General features: G+C 61.1%; 19 protein-coding genes. 12 read left to right on the forward strand and 7 right to left on the reverse strand.

Translation table 11 applies throughout. The features are described 5' to 3' along the window. Positions 1–3: 3 nt before the first annotated feature. Positions 4–783, forward strand: a complete 780-nt coding sequence (locus LRS56_28815; protein ID WDU62665.1) for a hypothetical protein — start codon at positions 4–6, stop codon at positions 781–783. 54 nt (positions 784–837) lie between these two features. Here the strand turns inward: LRS56_28815 and gbcA are convergent, their stop codons facing one another. Continuing rightward, positions 838–2,133, reverse strand: a complete 1,296-nt coding sequence (gbcA, locus tag LRS56_28820; GenBank protein ID WDU62666.1) for a glycine-betaine demethylase subunit GbcA — start codon at positions 2,131–2,133, stop codon at positions 838–840. A gap of 282 nt (positions 2,134–2,415) precedes the next feature. On the opposite strand from gbcA, the gene gbcB reads away from it, so the two are divergent. Next, the gene (gene gbcB, locus LRS56_28825) at positions 2,416–3,516 is read left to right on the forward strand and encodes a glycine-betaine demethylase subunit GbcB (GenBank protein WDU62667.1); all 1,101 of its coding nucleotides are present in this window, start codon (positions 2,416–2,418) and stop codon (positions 3,514–3,516) included. A gap of 158 nt (positions 3,517–3,674) precedes the next feature. On the opposite strand, the gene LRS56_28830 is transcribed toward gbcB, so the two are convergent. Then, complete coding sequence (locus LRS56_28830; protein WDU62668.1) at positions 3,675–4,715, reverse strand: low specificity L-threonine aldolase; 1,041 nt, start codon at positions 4,713–4,715, stop codon at positions 3,675–3,677. Positions 4,716–4,805: 90 nt separating this feature from the next. Here LRS56_28830 and LRS56_28835 point away from each other — a divergent pair, with 90 nt between their 5' ends. The 8 genes from LRS56_28835 (at position 4,806) to fdhA (ending at position 14,773) form a co-directional block, all read left to right on the forward strand. Beyond that, positions 4,806–5,534 carry a TraX family protein gene (locus tag LRS56_28835; protein WDU62669.1) on the forward strand — a complete coding sequence of 243 codons (729 nt, stop codon included), beginning with the start codon at positions 4,806–4,808 and terminating at the stop codon, positions 5,532–5,534. Positions 5,535–5,771: 237 nt separating this feature from the next. Next, positions 5,772–7,025 carry a serine hydroxymethyltransferase gene (locus LRS56_28840; protein ID WDU62670.1) on the forward strand — a complete coding sequence of 418 codons (1,254 nt, stop codon included), beginning with the start codon at positions 5,772–5,774 and terminating at the stop codon, positions 7,023–7,025. Between the two features lie 22 nt (positions 7,026–7,047). Beyond that, positions 7,048–8,298, forward strand: a complete 1,251-nt coding sequence (locus LRS56_28845) for a sarcosine oxidase subunit beta (GenBank protein WDU62671.1) — start codon at positions 7,048–7,050, stop codon at positions 8,296–8,298. Between the two features lie 15 nt (positions 8,299–8,313). Then, positions 8,314–8,616, forward strand: a complete 303-nt coding sequence (locus LRS56_28850; GenBank protein WDU62672.1) for a sarcosine oxidase subunit delta — start codon at positions 8,314–8,316, stop codon at positions 8,614–8,616. Beyond that, a complete protein-coding gene (locus LRS56_28855; protein ID WDU62673.1) occupies positions 8,613–11,630 on the forward strand; it encodes a sarcosine oxidase subunit alpha in 3,018 nt (1,005 codons plus the stop codon). Before LRS56_28850 ends, LRS56_28855 begins: the two co-directional genes overlap by 4 nt. Positions 11,631–11,752: 122 nt before the next feature. Beyond that, on the forward strand, positions 11,753–12,385 hold the full coding sequence (soxG, locus tag LRS56_28860; GenBank protein WDU62674.1) for a sarcosine oxidase subunit gamma family protein: 633 nt from the start codon (positions 11,753–11,755) through the stop codon (positions 12,383–12,385). Positions 12,386–12,541: 156 nt separating this feature from the next. Then, positions 12,542–13,399 carry a formyltetrahydrofolate deformylase gene (gene purU, locus LRS56_28865; protein ID WDU62675.1) on the forward strand — a complete coding sequence of 286 codons (858 nt, stop codon included), beginning with the start codon at positions 12,542–12,544 and terminating at the stop codon, positions 13,397–13,399. A gap of 174 nt (positions 13,400–13,573) precedes the next feature. After that, a complete protein-coding gene (gene fdhA / locus LRS56_28870; GenBank protein ID WDU62676.1) occupies positions 13,574–14,773 on the forward strand; it encodes a formaldehyde dehydrogenase, glutathione-independent in 1,200 nt (399 codons plus the stop codon). A 53-nt stretch (positions 14,774–14,826) separates the two neighbouring features. Here fdhA and LRS56_28875 read toward each other — a convergent pair whose 3' ends face one another. The 4 genes from LRS56_28875 to LRS56_28890 all read right to left on the reverse strand — a co-directional run bounded on the left by LRS56_28875 (position 14,827) and on the right by LRS56_28890 (position 17,066). Then, on the reverse strand, positions 14,827–15,039 hold the full coding sequence (locus LRS56_28875) for a hypothetical protein (protein ID WDU62677.1): 213 nt from the start codon (positions 15,037–15,039) through the stop codon (positions 14,827–14,829). A gap of 185 nt (positions 15,040–15,224) precedes the next feature. Beyond that, positions 15,225–15,626: a DUF3757 domain-containing protein gene (locus tag LRS56_28880; GenBank protein WDU62678.1), complete on the reverse strand. Its 402-nt coding sequence runs from the start codon at positions 15,624–15,626 to the stop codon at positions 15,225–15,227. A gap of 139 nt (positions 15,627–15,765) precedes the next feature. Continuing rightward, complete coding sequence (locus LRS56_28885; protein WDU62679.1) at positions 15,766–16,443, reverse strand: anti-sigma factor; 678 nt, start codon at positions 16,441–16,443, stop codon at positions 15,766–15,768. Next, the gene (locus LRS56_28890; protein WDU62680.1) at positions 16,440–17,066 is read right to left on the reverse strand and encodes a sigma-70 family RNA polymerase sigma factor; all 627 of its coding nucleotides are present in this window, start codon (positions 17,064–17,066) and stop codon (positions 16,440–16,442) included. Before LRS56_28890 ends, LRS56_28885 begins: the two co-directional genes overlap by 4 nt. A gap of 150 nt (positions 17,067–17,216) precedes the next feature. On the opposite strand from LRS56_28890, the gene LRS56_28895 reads away from it, so the two are divergent. Continuing rightward, positions 17,217–17,789, forward strand: a complete 573-nt coding sequence (locus LRS56_28895; protein ID WDU62681.1) for a DUF2780 domain-containing protein — start codon at positions 17,217–17,219, stop codon at positions 17,787–17,789. On the opposite strand, the gene LRS56_28900 is transcribed toward LRS56_28895, so the two are convergent. Further along, positions 17,786–18,673, reverse strand: a complete 888-nt coding sequence (locus LRS56_28900; GenBank protein ID WDU62682.1) for an acyltransferase — start codon at positions 18,671–18,673, stop codon at positions 17,786–17,788. The genes LRS56_28895 and LRS56_28900 overlap by 4 nt on opposite strands. 171 nt (positions 18,674–18,844) lie before the next feature. On the opposite strand from LRS56_28900, the gene LRS56_28905 reads away from it, so the two are divergent. Continuing rightward, positions 18,845–19,345: an ATP-dependent zinc protease gene (locus tag LRS56_28905; protein ID WDU62683.1), complete on the forward strand. Its 501-nt coding sequence runs from the start codon at positions 18,845–18,847 to the stop codon at positions 19,343–19,345. Positions 19,346–19,351: the final 6 nt, after the last annotated feature.

Genomic DNA, 19,351 nt, shown 5'->3' on the forward strand with positions numbered 1-19,351 from the left:
GCGATGAGTTTGCTTGCCCCAGAAGTGTATGTAGTTTCGGGCAACCTGATATCGGCGGCGCCCTCGGTCGCGAGCCCCACCGTGCTGGACGATATGCTCGATTCCAACCTGTTATGCCAACTGGCGGCCGACAAGAAGTTTGGCTCGCGATTTATTGATCCGGCGGCCTGGCTGGACTTTTATCGCACTTCCCTCGGCAAGGTGTTCTGGAAAATCAGCAACTCCCATACGGTCAGTTATCCCGTGCCGCCGCTGATTCGCTCGGTGAGTGTGATGGGCATACTGGAGCAGACGTTTTTCAAAGCACTGGATCGGGACCTTCGGCATCAGCTCGAAGCGGATATCGAACTGTTGATGGAACAGCCCATCACCAGCCCGGGGTCTCTGCTGTTTAATGCCAAGAGCCATGTTCAATTTACAAAAGATGTCCGCTCAAGTTTCGATACGCCGTGCGAGTCGGTGATCAATCTGCAGATCAGTGTGGCCCACGACGATACGGCGGTTTCGGTGTGCAGTGTTTACTTCAAGACAGCGGAGCCGGTGGGCCACGATCTGTTCAATCAGAAGTTCAAGGTTCGGGAGTTGCTGGGCAATATCAGCGTGAGTTCTTTCGACGCGAATTTGCTGGAAACCAGTTACGAAGGCATCCGTCAGCAAATCAAGGACAAGTTGGGCGCCGCCAACATTCGTGAAAACATCTGGTTGATCGCGGACCGCCCCGTTGCCCTGCAAGGCACGCCCCACGCAGGTGCCCGGCAGTTTCTCGAAGCCTTGGAGATCTGATCCGCCAGGCGCAAAAAAAGGGTGCATGCACCCTTTTTTCGATCATTCGGCACTTCAGCCTTGAACCGGCACACCCTTGAGGTAAGGCGCCGGTGCCGCGCCCAGGTTGTTCAACATCCGCTCGCTGTACCAATCCACAAAGTTCACCACACCGAACTCATACGTCTTGGAATACGGGCCAGGCTGGTAAGCCGTGGAGTTGATACCGCGCTGGTTCTCTTCGGCCAGGCGACGGTCCTGGTCATTGGTGGCGTCCCACACTTTGCGCATGCGCTCTACATCGTAGTCCACACCCTCTACCGCGTCCTTGTGCACGATCCACTTGGTGGTGACCATGGTTTCCTGCGCGCTGATCGGCCACACGGTGAACACAATGATGTGGTCGCCCATGCAGTGGTTCCACGAGTGCGGCAGGTGCAGGATGCGCATCGAGCCCAGGTCCGGGTTCTTGATGCGGCCCATCAGTTTGGCGCAGCCTTGTTTGCCGTCCATGGTCATCGACACGGTGCCCTTGAGCAGCGGCATGCGCACGATACGGTTGCGCAGGCCGAAGCTGGCGTGAGCGTAGGGAATCTTCTCCGCGTCCCAGGCGGCGGCCGAGGCGGCTACGTGGTCCTTGAACGCCTGGTCGGCGCGTGGGTCGGTCACGTCGTCCCATTCCAGCAGGGTTTTCAACAGCTCCGGGTGCGACGCGTTGCAGTGGTAGCACTCGCGGTTGTTTTCCAGCACCAGTTTCCAGTTGGCTTTTTCGAACAAGGTGGTCTGGATCGCCACCTTGGTGTTTTCCATGTCGTAGGGTTCCATGTAGTGGTTCAGCGTCGACAGGAAATCATCGATGGCCGGCGGGTTCTCCGCCAGGCTGATAAAGATATAGCCGCCGGCGGTCTTCACGTTCACAGGCTTGAGGCCGTACTGCTTCATGTCGAAGTCGGCACCCATCTCGGTGCCGGCGAACAGCAGGCGCCCGTCCAGCTCGTAGGTCCACTGGTGGTAGTGGCACACCAGTTTGGCAACCTTGCCCTTGTCGCTGGTGCACAGGCGTGAACCGCGGTGGCGGCACACGTTGTGGAACGCATGCACCACGCCTTCGGCGCCACGGATCACGATGATCGGGTTCTTGCCCACTTGCAGGGTCAGGTAGTTGCCCTTGGTGGGAATCTCGCAAGTCATGCCGGCGATCAACCACTCTTTCTGGAAGATCTCCTGCATGTCGATATCAAACAGCCGCTCGTCAGAGTAGAACGGCTGCGGCAGCGAAAACGTGCGCTCGCGCTCTTGCAGCATTTGCGCGGTGGCCTTGCGTGCGGGTTCCAGCGGATCGCCCAAGCTTAAGGTTGCGGTGACGTCCATCGTGTGTGTCCTCATGGCCATTCTGTGTGGCCGCGATAAGTGGCTAATCAGGTTTTGCAGCAAGGCGTAAAGAAAGCGTCGTTGTTGGGAGCGAGTGTGGGGCCGCCGATGCGCCGAACCTTATCCATGAGCGACATGGCCCACTCTGATCCCGACGCGCAACCCCCGTGGTATGGGGGCTGGTCGCGATAAGTATGTGAATGTCGCAGATAGGTAAATGGGCGGTTCTCGCGTTACGCAGAATCGCCACCATCAGGCCGATATACGGCTGCGGAGAACAGCATGTCCAACAGCTTCCTGAATCCGGTAACCACCCAGACCTGGGCCAATGGTCGGCACATCGTCCGTTGCGTCAAAGTCATCCAGGAAACCTGGGATGTGCGCACCTTCTGCTTCATGGCCGACCAGCCGATCCTGTTCTTTTTCAAGCCGGGGCAGTTCGTCACCCTGGAGCTGGAAATCGACGGTCAGCCGATCATGCGTTCCTACACCATTTCCAGTTCGCCGTCGGTGCCGTACAGCTTTTCGGTGACGATCAAGCGTGTGCCGGGCGGGAAGGTGTCCAACTGGCTGCACGATACCCTTCACGAAGGCCAGGAGCTGGCGGTGCACGGGCCGGTCGGGCTGTTCAATGCCATCGATTTCAGCAACCCGAAGGTGCTGTACCTCAGTGGCGGCGTGGGTATCACGCCGGTGATGTCCATGGCGCGTTGGTATTACGACACCAACGCGAATGTCGACATGACATTTATCCACAGCGCCCGCTCGCCCAAAGACATCATCTATCACCGCGAGCTGGAGCACATGGCGTCGCGGATCGACAACTTCAGCCTGCACCTGATTTGCGAGAAGCATGGCCTGGGCGAACCCTGGGCCGGTTATCGCGGTTACCTGAACCACAAGATGCTGGAACTGATGGTGCCGGACTTCCTGGAGCGCGAAGTGTTCTGCTGCGGCCCCACGCCGTACATGAACGCGGTAAAGCGCCTGCTGGAAGCGGCCGGTTTCGACATGGCGCGCTACCACGAGGAGTCCTTTGGCGCCACGCCGCCGGAAGCGCGTGCGGATGCGGTGGAGCAAGCCGAGCAAGCTGCCGACGCGCCGGAAATCGACCTGGCGGATCTGCACCAGGTGGAATTTATTGCCTCGGGGAAAAGTATCCGCGTGGCACCGGGCGAAACCGTGCACGCCGCCGCCGCCAAACTTGGCCTGTTGATCCCGAAAGCCTGCGGCATGGGCATTTGCGGTACGTGCAAGGTGATGAAGCTGGGCGGGGAGGTCGAGATGGACCACAACGGCGGGATCACCGAGGAAGACGAAGCCGAAGGCTACATCCTGTCGTGCTGCAGCGTGCCGAAGGGCGACGTGCGCATCGAGTTCTGATCGAGCACTCTCTCAAGCGGGCAGGGCCCAATGTGGGAGCGGGCTTGCTCGCGAAAGCGATGTATCAGTCAACATCGTCAGTGACTGACACGCCGCTTTCGCGAGCAAGCCCGCTCCCACAATTTGCTCGGTGAACATCAGTGATGGCTGGGTAGCTGTCAGGCGCCCATCACTTCGCGAATATCCGCCGCCAATTCGCGCACGCGCTCTTCCTCGGTGTCCCACGCACACATGAAGCGTGCGCCGCCTTTGCCGATGAAGGTGTAGAAGCGCCAGCCCTTGGCCGTCAACGCTTCGATGGCGGCTTCCGAGAGTTGCAGGAACACGCCGTTGGCTTGTACCGGGAACATCAATTCCACGCCAGGAATATCCGCCACCAGGCTGCTCAGCAATTGTGCGCAGCTGTTGGCGTGGCGTGCGTGTTTGAGCCAGGCGTCGTTTTCCAGCAGGCCCACCCACGGCGCGGACAGGAAGCGCATTTTCGAGGCCAATTGGCCGGCCTGTTTGCAGCGGTAGTCGAAGTCTTCAGCCAGCTTGTGGTTGAAGAACAGGATCGCCTCACCCACCGCCATGCCGTTTTTAGTGCCGCCAAAACACAGCACATCCACCCCGGCTTTCCAGGTCAGGTCGGCCGGCGAGCAGCCGAGGAACGCGCAGGCGTTGGAGAAGCGTGCGCCGTCCATGTGCAGGTTCAGCCCCAGTTCCTTGCAGGTCACGCTGATGGCGCGGATTTCTTCCGGGGTGTACACGCTGCCGACTTCAGTGGCTTGGGTCAGGGTCACCACGCGTGGCTTGGGGTAGTGGATATCCTGACGCTTGAGGGCGATCTCGCGGATCGAGTCCGGGGTCAGCTTGCCGTTTTCGGTGCGGGCGACGAGCAGCTTGGAGCCGTTGGAGAAAAACTCCGGCGCGCCGCATTCGTCGGTTTCGACGTGGGCGGTTTCCGAGCAAATCACGCTATGGTAGCTCTGGCACAGCGAGGACAGCGCCAGGGAGTTGGCGGCCGTACCGTTGAAGGCGAAGAACACTTCGCAGTCGGTTTCGAACAGGTTGCGGAAACCGTCGGCGGCGCGGTGGGTCCATTCATCATCGCCGTAGGCGCGTTGATGGCCCTGGTTGGCTTGTTCCATGGCGGCCCAGGCTTCCGGGCAGATGCCGGAATAATTGTCGCTGGCGAATTGTTGGCTCTTGTCGGTCATGGCCCATTCCTGTGGTCGATGTTGGTGCGCACTGTAACCAAGATTGCCGGGCGTGCGCACGCACTGTAAATGCAAAGTCACTGGGGAATTATGCACGGTACTGAAACGATTCCTGTCGGACGCGTCCGCGATGGCGCCCTGGATTTGCTCAAGTGGCTGGCGCTGCTGAGCATGGTGCTGGACCACTTGCGTTATGTCGGTGTGAGCCTGGACGGCCTGTACGTGCCGGGGCGCCTGGCGTTCCCGTGGTTTTGCCTGGCGATTGCGGCCAATTTGCACCGGGTCGCCCATGCACCGGTGACCGGCCAATGGCGCTACCTGGGCTGGTTGCTGCTGTTCAGTGTGATCAGCGAAGTGCCCTATCGGATGTTTATCGACGATGCCGATACGTTGAACGTGTTACCGACCTTGGCGCTGGGCTTGCTGGTTGCCAGAGGATGGCAGCAAAAGGCGCTTTTTGATCGAGGATTGGCGGTGATCGCCCTGGTAGCAGGGGCTGTATTTTCCACGCATCTGATGTTCGGTTTTTTTGGTGTGTTAATGCCGCTGGCAATGCTGTTGGTGTTCAGCCGCCCATGGTATTTCAGCGTGTTGCCGGGTTTGGTGTGTGTCGCTGCGAATCAATGGCAGATTTTGCTCAGCAGCGGCACGCTCGTGGCGATATTGGGATTAGCCGCATGCCTGATCGCGCCATTGGCAGGATTGGTCTTGTTGCGACATGGGCAAAACGTCTCGCCACCGGCCATGCGCCGCTGGGCCTACACCCTCTATCCCGTGCATTTCCTGTTGCTGCTACTCGTGCGCCAGATCATCGCCTAACCCCCTGTGGGAGCGGGCTTGCTCGCGAATGCGGTGGGTCAGCTTGCACATGTGTTGGCTGGCCCACCGCCTTCGCGAGCAAGCCCGCTCCCACATTTGTTTCGTGTCGCTCATGGAATGTCGTAAACGCACCTTTGCGTGGCGTCCGTAGGCATTTGACCTGCCGGCGCCAGCCCTACCATCGCATCAAAGGGCCCTGCACGGGCCTCAACAATACGAAAGGCTGGGAGAGACGCGATGTTCAGCAAAAAAGACCAGATCCAGGGATATGACGACGCATTGCTGGCGGCGATGAATGCCGAAGAGCAGCGTCAGGAAGATCATATCGAGCTGATCGCGTCAGAGAACTACACCAGCAAACGCGTGATGCAAGCCCAGGGCAGCGGCCTCACCAACAAGTACGCCGAAGGCTACCCAGGCAAGCGCTACTACGGTGGCTGCGAGCATGTGGACAAGGTTGAAGTGCTGGCCATCGAGCGCGCCAAGCAGTTGTTCGGCGCCGATTACGCCAACGTGCAGCCGCACTCCGGCTCCTCCGCCAACAGCGCGGTGTACCTGGCGCTGCTGAACGCCGGCGACACCATCCTGGGCATGAGCCTGGCCCACGGCGGCCATTTGACCCACGGCGCCAAAGTCTCGTCCTCGGGCAAGCTGTACAACGCCGTGCAGTACGGCATCAACACCGACACCGGCCTGATCGACTACGACGAAGTCGAGCGCCTGGCGGTGGAGCACAAGCCAAAGATGGTGGTCGCCGGTTTTTCGGCCTACTCCAAGACTCTGGATTTCCCACGTTTCCGTCAGATCGCCGACAAGGTCGGTGCGCTGCTGTTCGTCGACATGGCCCACGTTGCCGGCCTGGTCGCCGCTGGCCTGTACCCGAACCCGCTGCCGTATGCGGATGTGGTCACCACCACCACCCACAAGACTCTGCGCGGTCCGCGGGGTGGTTTGATTCTGGCCAAGGCCAACGAAGAGATTGAGAAAAAGCTCAATTCCGCTGTGTTCCCCGGCGCCCAGGGTGGCCCGCTGATGCATGTGATCGCCGGCAAGGCCGTGTGCTTCAAGGAAGCGCTGGAACCGGGCTTCAAGGCTTATCAACAGCAAGTGATCGACAATGCCCAGGCCATGGCCGAGGTGTTTATCAACCGCGGCTACGATGTGGTGTCCGGCGGCACTGATAACCACCTGTTCCTGGTCAGCCTGATCCGTCAGGGCCTCACCGGCAAAGAGGCGGACGCCGCCCTCGGCCGCGCCCACATCACCGTCAACAAAAACGCGGTGCCGAATGACCCGCAGTCGCCGTTCGTGACCTCGGGCCTGCGCATCGGCACCCCGGCGGTGACCACGCGAGGTTTCAAAGTGGGGCAGTGCATTGAGCTGGCCGGCTGGATCTGCGACATCCTCGACAACCTCGGCGACGCCGATGTCGAGGCCAACGTGGCCAAGCACGTGTCTGCCCTGTGCGCTGATTTCCCGGTTTATCGCTGAGCGCGGTTTTGGAGTAATGACTATGCAACGCTACTCGGGCTTCGGCCTCTTCAAGCACTCACTCAGCCACCACGAAAACTGGCAGAAGATGTGGCGCACGCCGACCCCTAAAAAGGTCTACGACGTGGTTATCGTCGGCGGCGGCGGGCATGGTCTGGCGACCGCCTATTACCTGGCCAAAGAGCACGGCATCACCAACGTCGCCGTGGTCGAGAAAGGCTGGCTGGGCGGCGGTAACACTGCGCGCAATACCACTATCGTGCGTTCCAACTACCTGTGGGACGAGTCGGCGCACCTGTACGAACATGCGATGAAACTCTGGGAGGGTTTGTCCCAGGATTTGAACTACAACGTGATGTTCTCCCAGCGCGGCGTCTACAACTTGTGCCACACCTTGCAGGACATCCGTGATTCCGAGCGTCGCGTCAGCGCCAACCGCCTCAACGGTGTGGACGGCGAACTGCTGAATGCCAAGCAAGTGGCCGACGAAATTCCCTACCTCGACTGCTCGAAAAACACCCGTTACCCGGTACTCGGCGCCACCGTGCAACGGCGCGGCGGCGTGGCCCGTCACGATGCCGTGGCCTGGGGCTTTGCCCGCGCCGCCGACGCCCTCGGCGTGGACCTGATCCAGCAGACCGAAGTGATCGGCTTTCGCAAGGAAAACGGCGTGTGCATCGGCGTGGAAACCAACAAGGGCTTTATCGGCGCCAAGCGCGTCGGTGTGGTCACGGCCGGTAACTCGGGCCATATGGCCTCGCTGGCGGGCTTTCGCCTGCCGATCGAATCCCACCCGCTGCAAGCGTTGGTGTCGGAGCCGATCAAGCCGATTATCGACAGCGTGATCATGTCCAACGCCGTGCACGGTTACATCAGCCAGTCCGACAAGGGCGACCTGGTGATCGGCGCCGGTATCGACGGCTACAACGGCTACGGCCAGCGCGGCTCGTACCCGGTGATCGAACACACCATCCAGGCCATCGTCGAGATGTTCCCGGTGCTGTCGCGCGTGCGCATGAATCGCCAATGGGGCGGCATCGTCGACACCACGCCGGATGCGTGCCCGATCATCTCCAAGACTCCGGTGCCGAACATGTTCTTCAACTGCGGTTGGGGCACCGGTGGCTTCAAGGCCACGCCGGGCTCAGGCAACGTGTTTGCCGCAAGCCTGGCCAAGGGCGAAATGCACCCATTGGCCGCGCCATTCTCCATCGACCGTTTCCACAACGGTGCGCTCATCGACGAACACGGCGCTGCGGCCGTCGCCCACTAACAGGAGAAACTCCTTATGTTGCATATCTTCTGTCCTCACTGTGGCGAACTGCGCTCCGAAGAGGAATTCCACGCCTCCGGCCAAGCGCACATCCCGCGCCCGCTGGACCCGAATGCCTGCACCGATGAAGAGTGGGGCGACTACATGTTCTTTCGCGACAACCCGCGTGGCCTGCACCACGAACTGTGGATTCACGCCGCCGGTTGCCGCCAGTATTTCAACGCGACCCGTGACACCCTGACCTACGAAATTCTTGAAACCTACAAGATTGGCAGCAAGCCGCAATTCACCGCCAAGGCTTCTGGAGAGAAGGTATGAGCCAGATCAATCGCCTGTCCAACGGTGGTCGCATCGACCGTAACAAGGTCCTGACGTTTACCTTCAACGGCCAGAGTTACAAAGGCTTTGAGGGCGACACTCTGGCCGCCGCCTTGCTGGCCAACGGTGTCGACATCATCGGCCGCAGCTTCAAATATTCGCGCCCACGCGGCATCTTTGCCGCAGGTGCTGAAGAGCCGAACGCGGTGCTGCAGATCGGCGCCACCGAAGCCACCCAGATTCCCAACGTGCGCGCCACGCAACAGGCGCTGTACCAGGGTTTGGTCGCCACCAGCACCAACGGCTGGCCGAACGTCAACAATGACGTGATGGGCATTCTGGGCAAGGTTGGCGGCAAGCTGATGCCGCCGGGTTTCTACTACAAAACCTTCATGTACCCGCAGTCGTTCTGGATGACGTACGAGAAGTACATCCGCAAGGCTGCCGGGCTTGGTCGCTCGCCGACCGAGAACGACCCGGACACCTACGACAACTTCAACCGTCACTGCGACGTGCTGGTGGTGGGCGCAGGCCCTGCCGGTTTGGCCGCTGCACTGGCGGCGGCGCGCAGCGGTGCCCGTGTGATCCTCGCCGACGAGCAGGAAGAGTTCGGCGGCTCCTTGCTCGATTCACGCGAAAGCCTCGACGGCAAGCCCGCGACCGAGTGGGTCGCCAGTGTAATTGCCGAATTGAAAGCCCTGCCGGACGTGGTGCTGCTGCCCCGCGCCACCGTCAACGGCTATCACGACCATAACTTCCTGACCATTCACGAGCGCCTTACCGATCACCTCGGCGACCGTGCGCCGATTGGGGTGGTGCGTCAGCGTATCCACCGCGTACGTGCCAAGCGCGTAGTATTGGCCACCGGTGCCTGCGAGCGCCCGCTGGTGTACGGCAATAACGATGTGCCGGGCAACATGCTGGCGGGAGCAGTCTCCACTTACGTACGCCGTTATGGCGTGGCGCCAGGCAAAAAACTGGTGCTGTCGACCAACAATGATCACGCCTACCGCGTGGCTCTGGACTGGTTCGACGCGGGCCTGCAAGTGGTGGCCGTGGCTGACGCCCGCCACAACCCACGTGGCGCGCTGGTGGAAGAAGCCCGCGCCAAAGGTATCCGCATCCTCACCGGCAGCGCCGTGATCGAAGCCCGCGGCAGCAAGCACGTCACTGGCGCCCGCGTGGCCGCCATCGACGTCAAAGCCCATAAAGTCACCAGCCCAGGCGAGTGGCTGGAGTGCGACCTGGTCGCCAGTTCCGGTGGCTACAGCCCGGTGGTTCACCTGGCCTCGCACTTGGGCGGCAAGCCGACCTGGCGTGAAGATATCCTCGGTTTTGTACCGGGCGAAGCACCGCAAAAACGCGTGTGCGTGGGCGGTATCAACGGCGTCTACGGCCTTGGCGATTCCCTGGCGGATGGTTTTGAAGGTGGCGTGCGCGCCGCCAGCGAAGGCGGTTTTGCACCGGTGGAAGGCACCTTGCCGAAAGCCTTGAGCCGCCTGGAGGAGCCGACGCTGGCGCTGTTCCAGGTGCCCCACGAAAAAGCCACTGCACGCGCACCGAAGCAATTTGTCGACCTGCAAAACGACGTGACCGCCGCCGCCATCGAACTGGCGACCCGTGAAGGTTTCGAGTCGGTCGAGCACGTCAAACGCTACACCGCGCTGGGCTTCGGCACCGACCAGGGCAAACTGGGTAACGTCAACGGCCTGGCCATCGCCGCCCGTTCGCTGAACGTGACCATCCCGCAGATGGGCACCACCATGTTCCGCCCCAACTACACGCCGGTCACTTTCGGCGCAGTGGCGGGCCGTCACTGTGGGCACATCTTCGAGCCGGTGCGCTACACCGCCCTGCAAGCCTGGCACGTGAAAAATGGCGCCGAGTTTGAAGACGTCGGCCAGTGGAAACGCCCATGGTATTTCCCACGCAACGGTGAAGACCTGCACGCCGCGGTAAAACGCGAATGCCTGGCCGTGCGCGATAGCGTTGGCCTGCTGGATGCCTCCACCCTCGGCAAAATCGACATTCAAGGCCCGGATGCCCGCGAGTTCCTCAACCGCATCTACAGCAACGCCTGGACCAAACTCGACGTGGGCAAGGCGCGCTACGGCCTGATGTGCAAGGAAGACGGCATGGTCTTCGACGACGGCGTAACCGCCTGCCTCGCTGATAACCACTTCCTGATGACCACCACCACCGGCGGCGCCGCCCGCGTATTGCAGTGGCTGGAAATCTACCAACAGACCGAATGGCCGGACCTCAAGGTGTACTTCACCTCGGTCACCGACCACTGGGCGACCATGACCCTGTCCGGCCCCAACAGCCGCAAGCTGCTGGCGGAAGTTACCGACATCGACCTGGACAAGGACGGCTTCCCGTTCATGACCTGGAAGGAAGGCCTGGTCGGCGGTGTACCGGCGCGGGTGTTCCGTATTTCGTTTACCGGTGAGCTGTCGTATGAAGTCAACGTGCAGGCCGACTACGCCATGGGCGTGCTGGAGCAAATCGTCGAGGCCGGCAAAAAGTACAACCTGACACCGTACGGCACCGAAACCATGCACGTACTGCGGGCCGAGAAGGGCTTCATTATCGTCGGCCAGGACACCGACGGCTCGATGACCCCGGACGACCTGAACATGGGCTGGTGCGTAGGCCGCACCAAACCGTTCTCGTGGATCGGCTGGCGCGGGATGAACCGTGAAGACTGCGTGCGTGAGGAGCGCAAGCAGCTTGTGGGGCTCAAGCCGATTGATCCGACAGTGTGGCTGCCGGAAGGCGCGCAGCTGGTGTTTGACGCCAAGCAAACGATTCCGATGAAGATGGTCGGCCACGTCACCTCAAGCTATGCGCATAACTCGCTGGGCTATTCGTTTGCGATGGCGGTGGTGAAGGGCGGCTTGAAGCGCATCGGCGAGCGAGTGTTTTCACCGCAGGCGGATGGCAGCGTGATCGAAGCGCAGATTGTGTCTTCGGTGTTCTTTGACCCGAAAGGTGAGCGGCAGAACATCTGATAGACCGAGTCGCGGCCTTCGCGAGCAAGCCCGCTCCCACAGGGGAATGCATTCCAAATGTGGGAGCGGGCTTGCTCGCGAAGACGCCAGTAGCCGCACAACAGAATTAGGAAAGGTGCTTTATGACAGCAGCCAATGTGTACCAACAACGCCCCACCACCGGCGCCAAGGCCGAGTCGTCGCTGCACCATGCCGACCTCGCCAGCCTGGTCGGCAAGGGCCGCAAAAACGCCGGCGTGACCGTGCGCGAAAAGAAACTCCTGGGCCACCTGACCCTTCGTGGCGATGGCCACGATGCAGCGTTCGCCGCCGGCGTGCACAAGGCCCTCGGCATCGAGTTGCCCGGCGCCTTGCAGGTGATCGTCAAAGGCGAAACCAGCCTGCAATGGCTCGGCCCGGATGAGTGGCTGCTGATCGTGCCAAGCGGGGAAGAATTCGCCGCCGAACAAAACCTGCGGGCCGCCCTGGGCGACCTGCATATCCAGATCGTCAACGTCAGTGGCGGCCAGCAGATCCTCGAACTCAGCGGCCCGAACGTGCGCGATGTGCTGATGAAATCCACCAGCTACGACGTGCACCCCAACACCTTCCCGGTGGGCAAGGCGGTGGGCACGGTGTTCGCCAAGTCGCAACTGGTGATCCGCCACACGGCTGAAGACACCTGGGAGCTGGTGATTCGCCGCAGCTTCTCGGATTACTGGTGGTTGTGGCTGCAGGATGCCTCGGCCGAATTTGGCCTGAGCGTCCAAGCCTGACCCGGCATTTGTGATGAGGGGGCTGTTGTGGCGAGGGGGCTTGCCCCCGTTGGATCGCGCAGCGGTCCCAATGAAAGAACCGCTTGGCTGATTTCAGGGCTGCTTCGCAGCCCAACGGGGGCAAGCCCCTCGCCACAAAGGCATGAGGATTCGATTATGAGCCGCGCACCCGATACATGGATTTTGACTGCCGACTGCCCCAGCGTGCTCGGCACGGTGGACGCGGTCACCCGCTACCTGTTCGAGCAGGGCTGCTATGTCACCGAGCACCACTCGTTCGATGACCGCCTCTCGGGCCGGTTTTTTATTCGCGTGGAATTCCGCCAGCCCGACGGTTTTGATGAGCAGGCGTTCCGCGATGGGCTGGCCACTCGCGGCGAAGCCTTTGGCATGATCTTCGAGCTGACGGCGCCGAACTACCGGCCAAAAGTGGTGATCATGGTCTCCAAGGCCGATCACTGCCTCAACGACCTGCTGTACCGCCAGCGCATCGGCCAATTGTCGATGGACGTGGTGGCGGTGGTGTCCAACCACCCCGATTTGAAACCGTTGGCCGACTGGCACCAGATTCCCTACTACCATTTCCCCCTGGACCCCAACGACAAACCGTCCCAGGAGCGTCAGGTGTGGCAAGTGGTGGAAGACACCGGCGCCGAACTGGTGATCCTTGCGCGCTACATGCAAGTGCTGTCGCCGGAGCTGTGTCGCAAACTGGATGGCAAGGCGATCAATATCCATCACTCGCTGTTGCCGGGGTTCAAGGGTGCCAAGCCGTATCACCAGGCCTACAACAAGGGCGTGAAACTGGTGGGGGCGACCGCGCATTACATCAACAACGACCTGGACGAAGGCCCGATTATCGCCCAGGGTGTGGAGGTGGTGGATCACAGCCACTATCCCGAGGACTTGATCGCCAAGGGGCGGGATATCGAAGGGCTGACATTGGCCCGGGCGGTGGGGTATCACATTGAGCGGCGGGTGTTTTTGAACGCCAATCGCACGGTCGTTCTTTAGATCGCCATCGCAGGCAAGCCAGCTCCCACAGGGTAATACATTCCAAATGTGGGAGCTGGCTTGCCTGCGATGAGGCCATCAGCAACAACGCAAAAACAGCATCTGTACCCGAGCACTTTACGCGCCGCCTGCCTGGGCGACGCGGTTCCATAAAAACAACAGCGAGGTGAAAGCATGTCTGGTAATCGTGGTGTCGTGTATCTCGGCAACGGCAAGGTCGAAGTACAGAAAATCGACTATCCCAAAATGCAGGACCCCCGTGGCAGGAAGATTGAGCACGGCGTCATCCTGCGCGTGGTCTCCACCAACATCTGCGGCTCCGACCAACACATGGTGCGCGGCCGCACTACTGCCCAGACCGGCCTGGTGCTGGGGCATGAAATCACCGGCGAAGTCATCGAGAAGGGCAGCGACGTCGAAAACCTGAAAATCGGCGATCTGGTCTCGGTGCCGTTCAACGTGGCGTGCGGCCGCTGCCGCTCCTGCAAAGAGCAACACACCGGCGTGTGCCTCACCGTCAACCCGGCCCGTGCCGGTGGCGCCTACGGCTACGTCGACATGGGCGACTGGACTGGCGGCCAGGCCGAGTACGTGCTGGTGCCGTACGCCGACTTCAACCTGCTGAAACTGCCGGACCGCGACAAGGCCATGGAGAAAATCCGCGACCTGACCTGCCTCTCCGACATCCTCCCCACCGGCTATCACGGTGCCGTTACCGCCGGCGTCGGCCCAGGCAGCACCGTGTACATCGCGGGTGCCGGCCCGGTCGGTCTGGCCGCTGCGGCTTCCGCACGCCTGCTCGGCGCGGCGGTGGTGATCATCGGCGACGTCAACCCAGTGCGACTGGCCCACGCCAAGGCCCAGGGTTTTGAAATTGCCGACCTGTCCAAGGACACCCCATTGCACGAACAGATCGCCGCGTTACTCGGCGAGCCGGAAGTCGACTGCGCCGTCGACGCCGTAGGCTTTGAAGCCCGTGGTCACGGCCATGAAGGCGCCAAGGCGGAGGCCCCGGCCACCGTCCTCAACTCGCTGATGGGCGTGGTGCGCGTGGCGGGCAAGATCGGCATCCCCGGCCTGTACGTGACCGAAGACCCGGGCGCGGTCGACGCGGCGGCGAAAATGGGCAGCCTGAGCATTCGCTTTGGTTTGGGCTGGGCGAAATCCCACAGCTTCCACACCGGGCAAACCCCGGTGATGAAGTACAACCGCCAACTGATGCAGGCGATCATGTGGGACCGCATCAACATCGCTGAAATTGTCGGCGTGCAGGTGATCAGCCTGGATGATGCGCCACGTGGTTATGGCGAGTTTGATGCGGGTGTACCGAAGAAGTTTGTGATTGATCCGCATAAGTTGTTCAGCGCGGCCTGAGTAACGTTCCAAACAATAAGGGCGGCCCGGGGTCGCCCTTATTGAGAGGTCTATCAGCCGTCAACCAATACCAGTTGTTCGACCATAATGCCTCTTCCCGGCGAACGCGGGTCGGGTGCGAACCCTACCAGGGTCACTTTGACTCTATAGCTGTACTTGTCTTTGACCAGTCGTGCCGCTTCTGCCGGATCGTCTGCGGTAATTTCCCCTGTCTGTGAGGCGTCATCGCTATCGGTCGCGTTGGCGGTAAATTTGTAGATAGGCATTTTCCTGTCCTCTTTTGAGCGCCGCGTGGTTTGTGATCAAGGTTGGGGAGGTTTCTGATGCCCGTCTACTGTGAGAAATAACAGGGTTAAAGAGTGAGTTCGAATAAAGGCAGCGGCGTTTATTGCCAATGCTGATCCTGGGTTAACGTGGGCGTAACGGAAAGGGCGACTTCGAGTCGCCCTTTTTATTGGTGGGTAAATGCACACTTGGCAATATCCGCGTCTTCGCAATAGGTGCCTCTCCAGTGGGCAGTCGGGATAAGGTTCCAACCCGAGACGGGTTTGAGCGTTACCGAAAAACTCGCGTCGTTATTCATCGGCCCTTTGTAGGTGCAGGTTACGGCTTTGTTCGATGCATCGTACCGGGCATCGTGAAACGTGGCGTCCGTAAGATACGACGCTGGAGCCAGCGGGTTGTCACCGGCCCAGGTGCGTCCATCGGGCAATGACGCTTCGTAGTGGTAGCCTCCGTTGGCCAGCGCCGTTTGTTTGATGCTCTGGGCTGGAGGGCAGGTTGAGGTTGCTGCCTGGGCGTGGTTCATCATTGCCGTGATTGCGAACACACCTGCAAGCATTGCGCTGTTCATGGCTCACCTCCTGTGCTGCCTGAGAGGTTTCATGCTGCGGGTGATTTCCGGTCCTCGACTACTGTTAGAAGTAACAGTGCGTTAGAAAGAGTTGCGATAAACAAGCGGCCTGTCATTTCGATAGCTGCATGCCGATGGCTCAGCGAGCTGCCAGCGCCCCTTGGTACAGCACTGGCCCGGTGGGTTGGCCGGTGGGTGAACCGCCGCGTGGTTCCAGACTCACGGCCAGGGTCAGTGGAGCGCTGAGCAGTGCCCGCTGCGCTTCGCTCAGCTGGATCCGGCCCTTGCCGGCGGCGGGCAGCAGGCCCAGGGAGATTGGTTTGCCGCCAGGTGGGATGACCCACAACTCCAGATCGCGTGTCGGCTCTACAGCGGCCAGCGTCAGCGGCTCGATTTGCAGGTGATCGCCAAACGCCCGGATCTGCAGCGCCGGTTGCTGGTTGGCGGCCACCAGTGTGGCGTTGTACTCGGCGCCGATCTCGCGTTGATACAGCACGCCCACCAGTACCGCGACCACTACCGCGCACGCGGCGGCCAGCAGGCGAAAATTCATCCAGAACGGTTTCGTCGCCGGCACATGCAGCACCTGCGGCTCGATCCGCGCCTTGATGCCGGCCCATACGTGATCGGGCACCGGGCGTTCGGGCAGGGTGCCGGTGAGGCTGGCGAGCGCATCCTGCCAATGACCAAGCTCCACGCGCAGCGCGGCGTCGTCCAGCAACAGGGCATCGAAGCGGCGCCGGGCGGTGGGGGGCATCAGGCCGATGGCGTAATCGGCAGCGAGGGCACGGCGCAGGGTGGTGGTTTGGTAGTTCATGATTCAAGGCACCTGCGCAGGCGTTCCATGCCGCGCCGAATCCAGGATTTGACCGTGCCCAGTGGCGCCGCCAAATGCTCGGCCAATTCCGTGCACGTCAGGCCTTGAAAGTAAGCCACGCTGATCGACTGGCGCTGCATGCCGTCGAGGGTCTCCAGGCAACGGTTCAGGGCGTGGGCTGCGCGCTCGCTGTCGAGTTGTTCGTGGGCGCTGGGGCTATCGTCAAGCAGGGACTCCTGCTGGCCGTCGGCCAGGGGCTGTTCGCGGCGTTTGCGCAGTTGGTCGATGGCCAGGTTACGGGTGATGTTGACCATCCAGGTCATTGGCGCTGCCAGGTGCGGTTCGTAGCGCGAAGCGTTGTACCAGATGCGCACAAAGGCCTCCTGCAGCACCTCTTCAGCCAGATCCGCACGGCCCATGAAGCGAAACGCCACACCGAGCAGCCGCGGGGACACGCTGCGGTAGAGGGTTTCGAACGCCTGGCGATTGCCCAGCGCGCACTGGGCCAGCAAAGGCCGCAACGGGTCAGCATCGTTGATGGAAATAGGGCTTCTCCAGGCTCTCATACGAGGGCGACGGGACTGCGCACGGTAGGCAGAGGGTAGTTCAGCTTGGGCATTCATTCCATCCAACTCCGGGCGGCGCATGTTGGATATACGCGGGGCGAGGTGATTCGGATGCAGAAAAATCCGAACTCATCCGGGTGTGGGAACATTCTTTCCGGACGGTCAGTCAAACGCCTGCTTTCACACCTACACCCAGAGGTTGTTTCGATGAAGATTTCACGCGGTTTCGCCCTTTCCTGCCTGATGAGCCTGGCCGCCACCCCGGTGTTTGCCGCTGGGTTCAGCCTTGGCGACGCGGCCAATGCCATCTCCGGCATGCAAGGGGGCAACAACAAGGCCGCAGCCGCAGCACCGTCGTCCGAGACGGCCGGGCTGCTGAGCGCATTGACCTCGCAACTGAACGTCACCCCCGAGCAAGCCGTCGGCGGCACCGGCGCCATGCTCGGGTTGGCCAAGAACCAACTGAGCGGTAACGACTATTCGCAATTGGGCAAAAGCGTGCCCGGCCTGGACCAGCTGTCGGGCAATAATGCGTTGGGCAGCCTCGGGGCCTTGAGCGGGATGCTCGGCCAGACCGGCGGCAGCAAAACCAGCGGCCTGGACGGCCTGCTGGGGAATGTGAAGAACACCAATGACCTGAACACGGCGTTCAGCGCGCTGGGCATGGACAGTGGCATGGTCGGCCAGTTTGCCCCGGTGATCCTGCAATACCTGGGTGGCCAGGGCGCCAGCAGCTCGGTGCTGGGCAAGCTGGCTCAGGCCTGGGGCACCGGCAGTTAAGGCCGCTCGGCGCGCAATTGTTCGATGCGCGCATCCTTCTCCTTCCAGAGCTGGTTGACCCAGTTCTGGACGGTCTGGCGAAAGGCCGGATCGTTCTCGTAATCCCCTTGCCACAAAGCCGGGTCCAGCTCGCGGGTGCGGATATCAATGATCACCTTGGGCACCGCGCCGCTGATCAAATCCCAGAACCCCGGGATTTTCTGTTGCGGATAGACCACGGTTACGTCGAGCACCGCATCCAGCTGTTCACCCATCGCCGCCAGTACAAACGCCACGCCACCGGCCTTGGGCTTGAGCAAGCGCGCAAAGGGCGAGCCCTGCTGCTTGTGCTTGGCTGCGTTGAACCGAGTGCCTTCCAGGTAATTGACCACCGTGACCGGCTGGCGCTTGAACAACTCGCAAGCCTCCTTGGTGATCTTCAAATCCTGGCCCGCCAGCTCCGGGTGCTTGGCCAGGAACGCCTTGGTGTAACGCTTCATGAACGGGTAATCCAGCGCCCACCACGCCAGGCCGAGGAAGGGCACCCAGATCAGCTCTTTTTTCAGGAAGAATTTGAAGAACGGCGTGCGCCGGTTGAGCGCCTGGATCAGCGCCGGGATATCGACCCAGGATTGGTGGTTGCTGATCACGAGATAGGAGGTGTCGCCGCGCAGGTCACCGCCGCCGCGAATGTCCCATTGCGTCGGAATGCACAGCGAGAAAATCAGCTTGTCGATTTCAGCCCAGGTCTCGGCGATCCACATCACCGCCCAGGACGCGTAGTCCCGATAGCGGCCGGGCGCCACCAGCTTGAGCAGGGCAAACACCATCAATGGCCCGATCAAGACCAGGGTGTTGAGCAACAACAGCAGTGAGACGAAACAGCCGGTGAGCAGGCGGCGCATAAGTAACTCTTGGAATCTTGTGGGCGGGCCATGATAAGCAAGGCGCGTCCAGAGGCCAAATCGCAAATCGCCGGACGAATGTTTCACAATGTGCCTGATAGGGTTGAGAACTAACTAACCATGGCTTTTGCGGTCTAGAATCCGCCTACTTCTTTCCGAGGAAATCACTTCGTGAAACTGCTCCTTGCCTCCCTCGCCCTGGCGGCCCTGCCGGTCATGGCCGCCGAACCGACCCTTTACGGTCGCTACGAATACATCCAGTTGCCGGAGATCGGCGAAACCTTCAAGGCCAAGATGGACACCGGCGCGCTGACCGCCTCGCTCTCGGCCCGTGATATCGAAACCTTCACCCGTGACGGCGACGACTGGGTGCGCTTCCGCCTCGGCGGCAAGGACGCGACCAACAAGGTCTACGAGCACAAAGTGTCGCGCATCAGCAAAATCAAGAGCCGCGCCGACGAGGACGACGACAAGGACGAAGCCAGCGTGGCCAAGCGCCCGGTGATCGACCTGGAAATGTGCCTGGGCGACGTCAAGCGCACCGTCGAGGTCAACCTTACCGACCGTAGCAGCTTCAACTACCCGCTGCTGATCGGCGCCAAGGCCCTGCGCGAATTTGGCGCGGCGGTAAACCCTGCTCGCCGTTACACTGCCGACAAACCGGACTGCTGACGGACC

The sequence above is a fragment of the Pseudomonas poae genome, from assembly GCA_028869255.1.
Lineage (GTDB): Bacteria > Pseudomonadota > Gammaproteobacteria > Pseudomonadales > Pseudomonadaceae > Aquipseudomonas > Aquipseudomonas poae_C.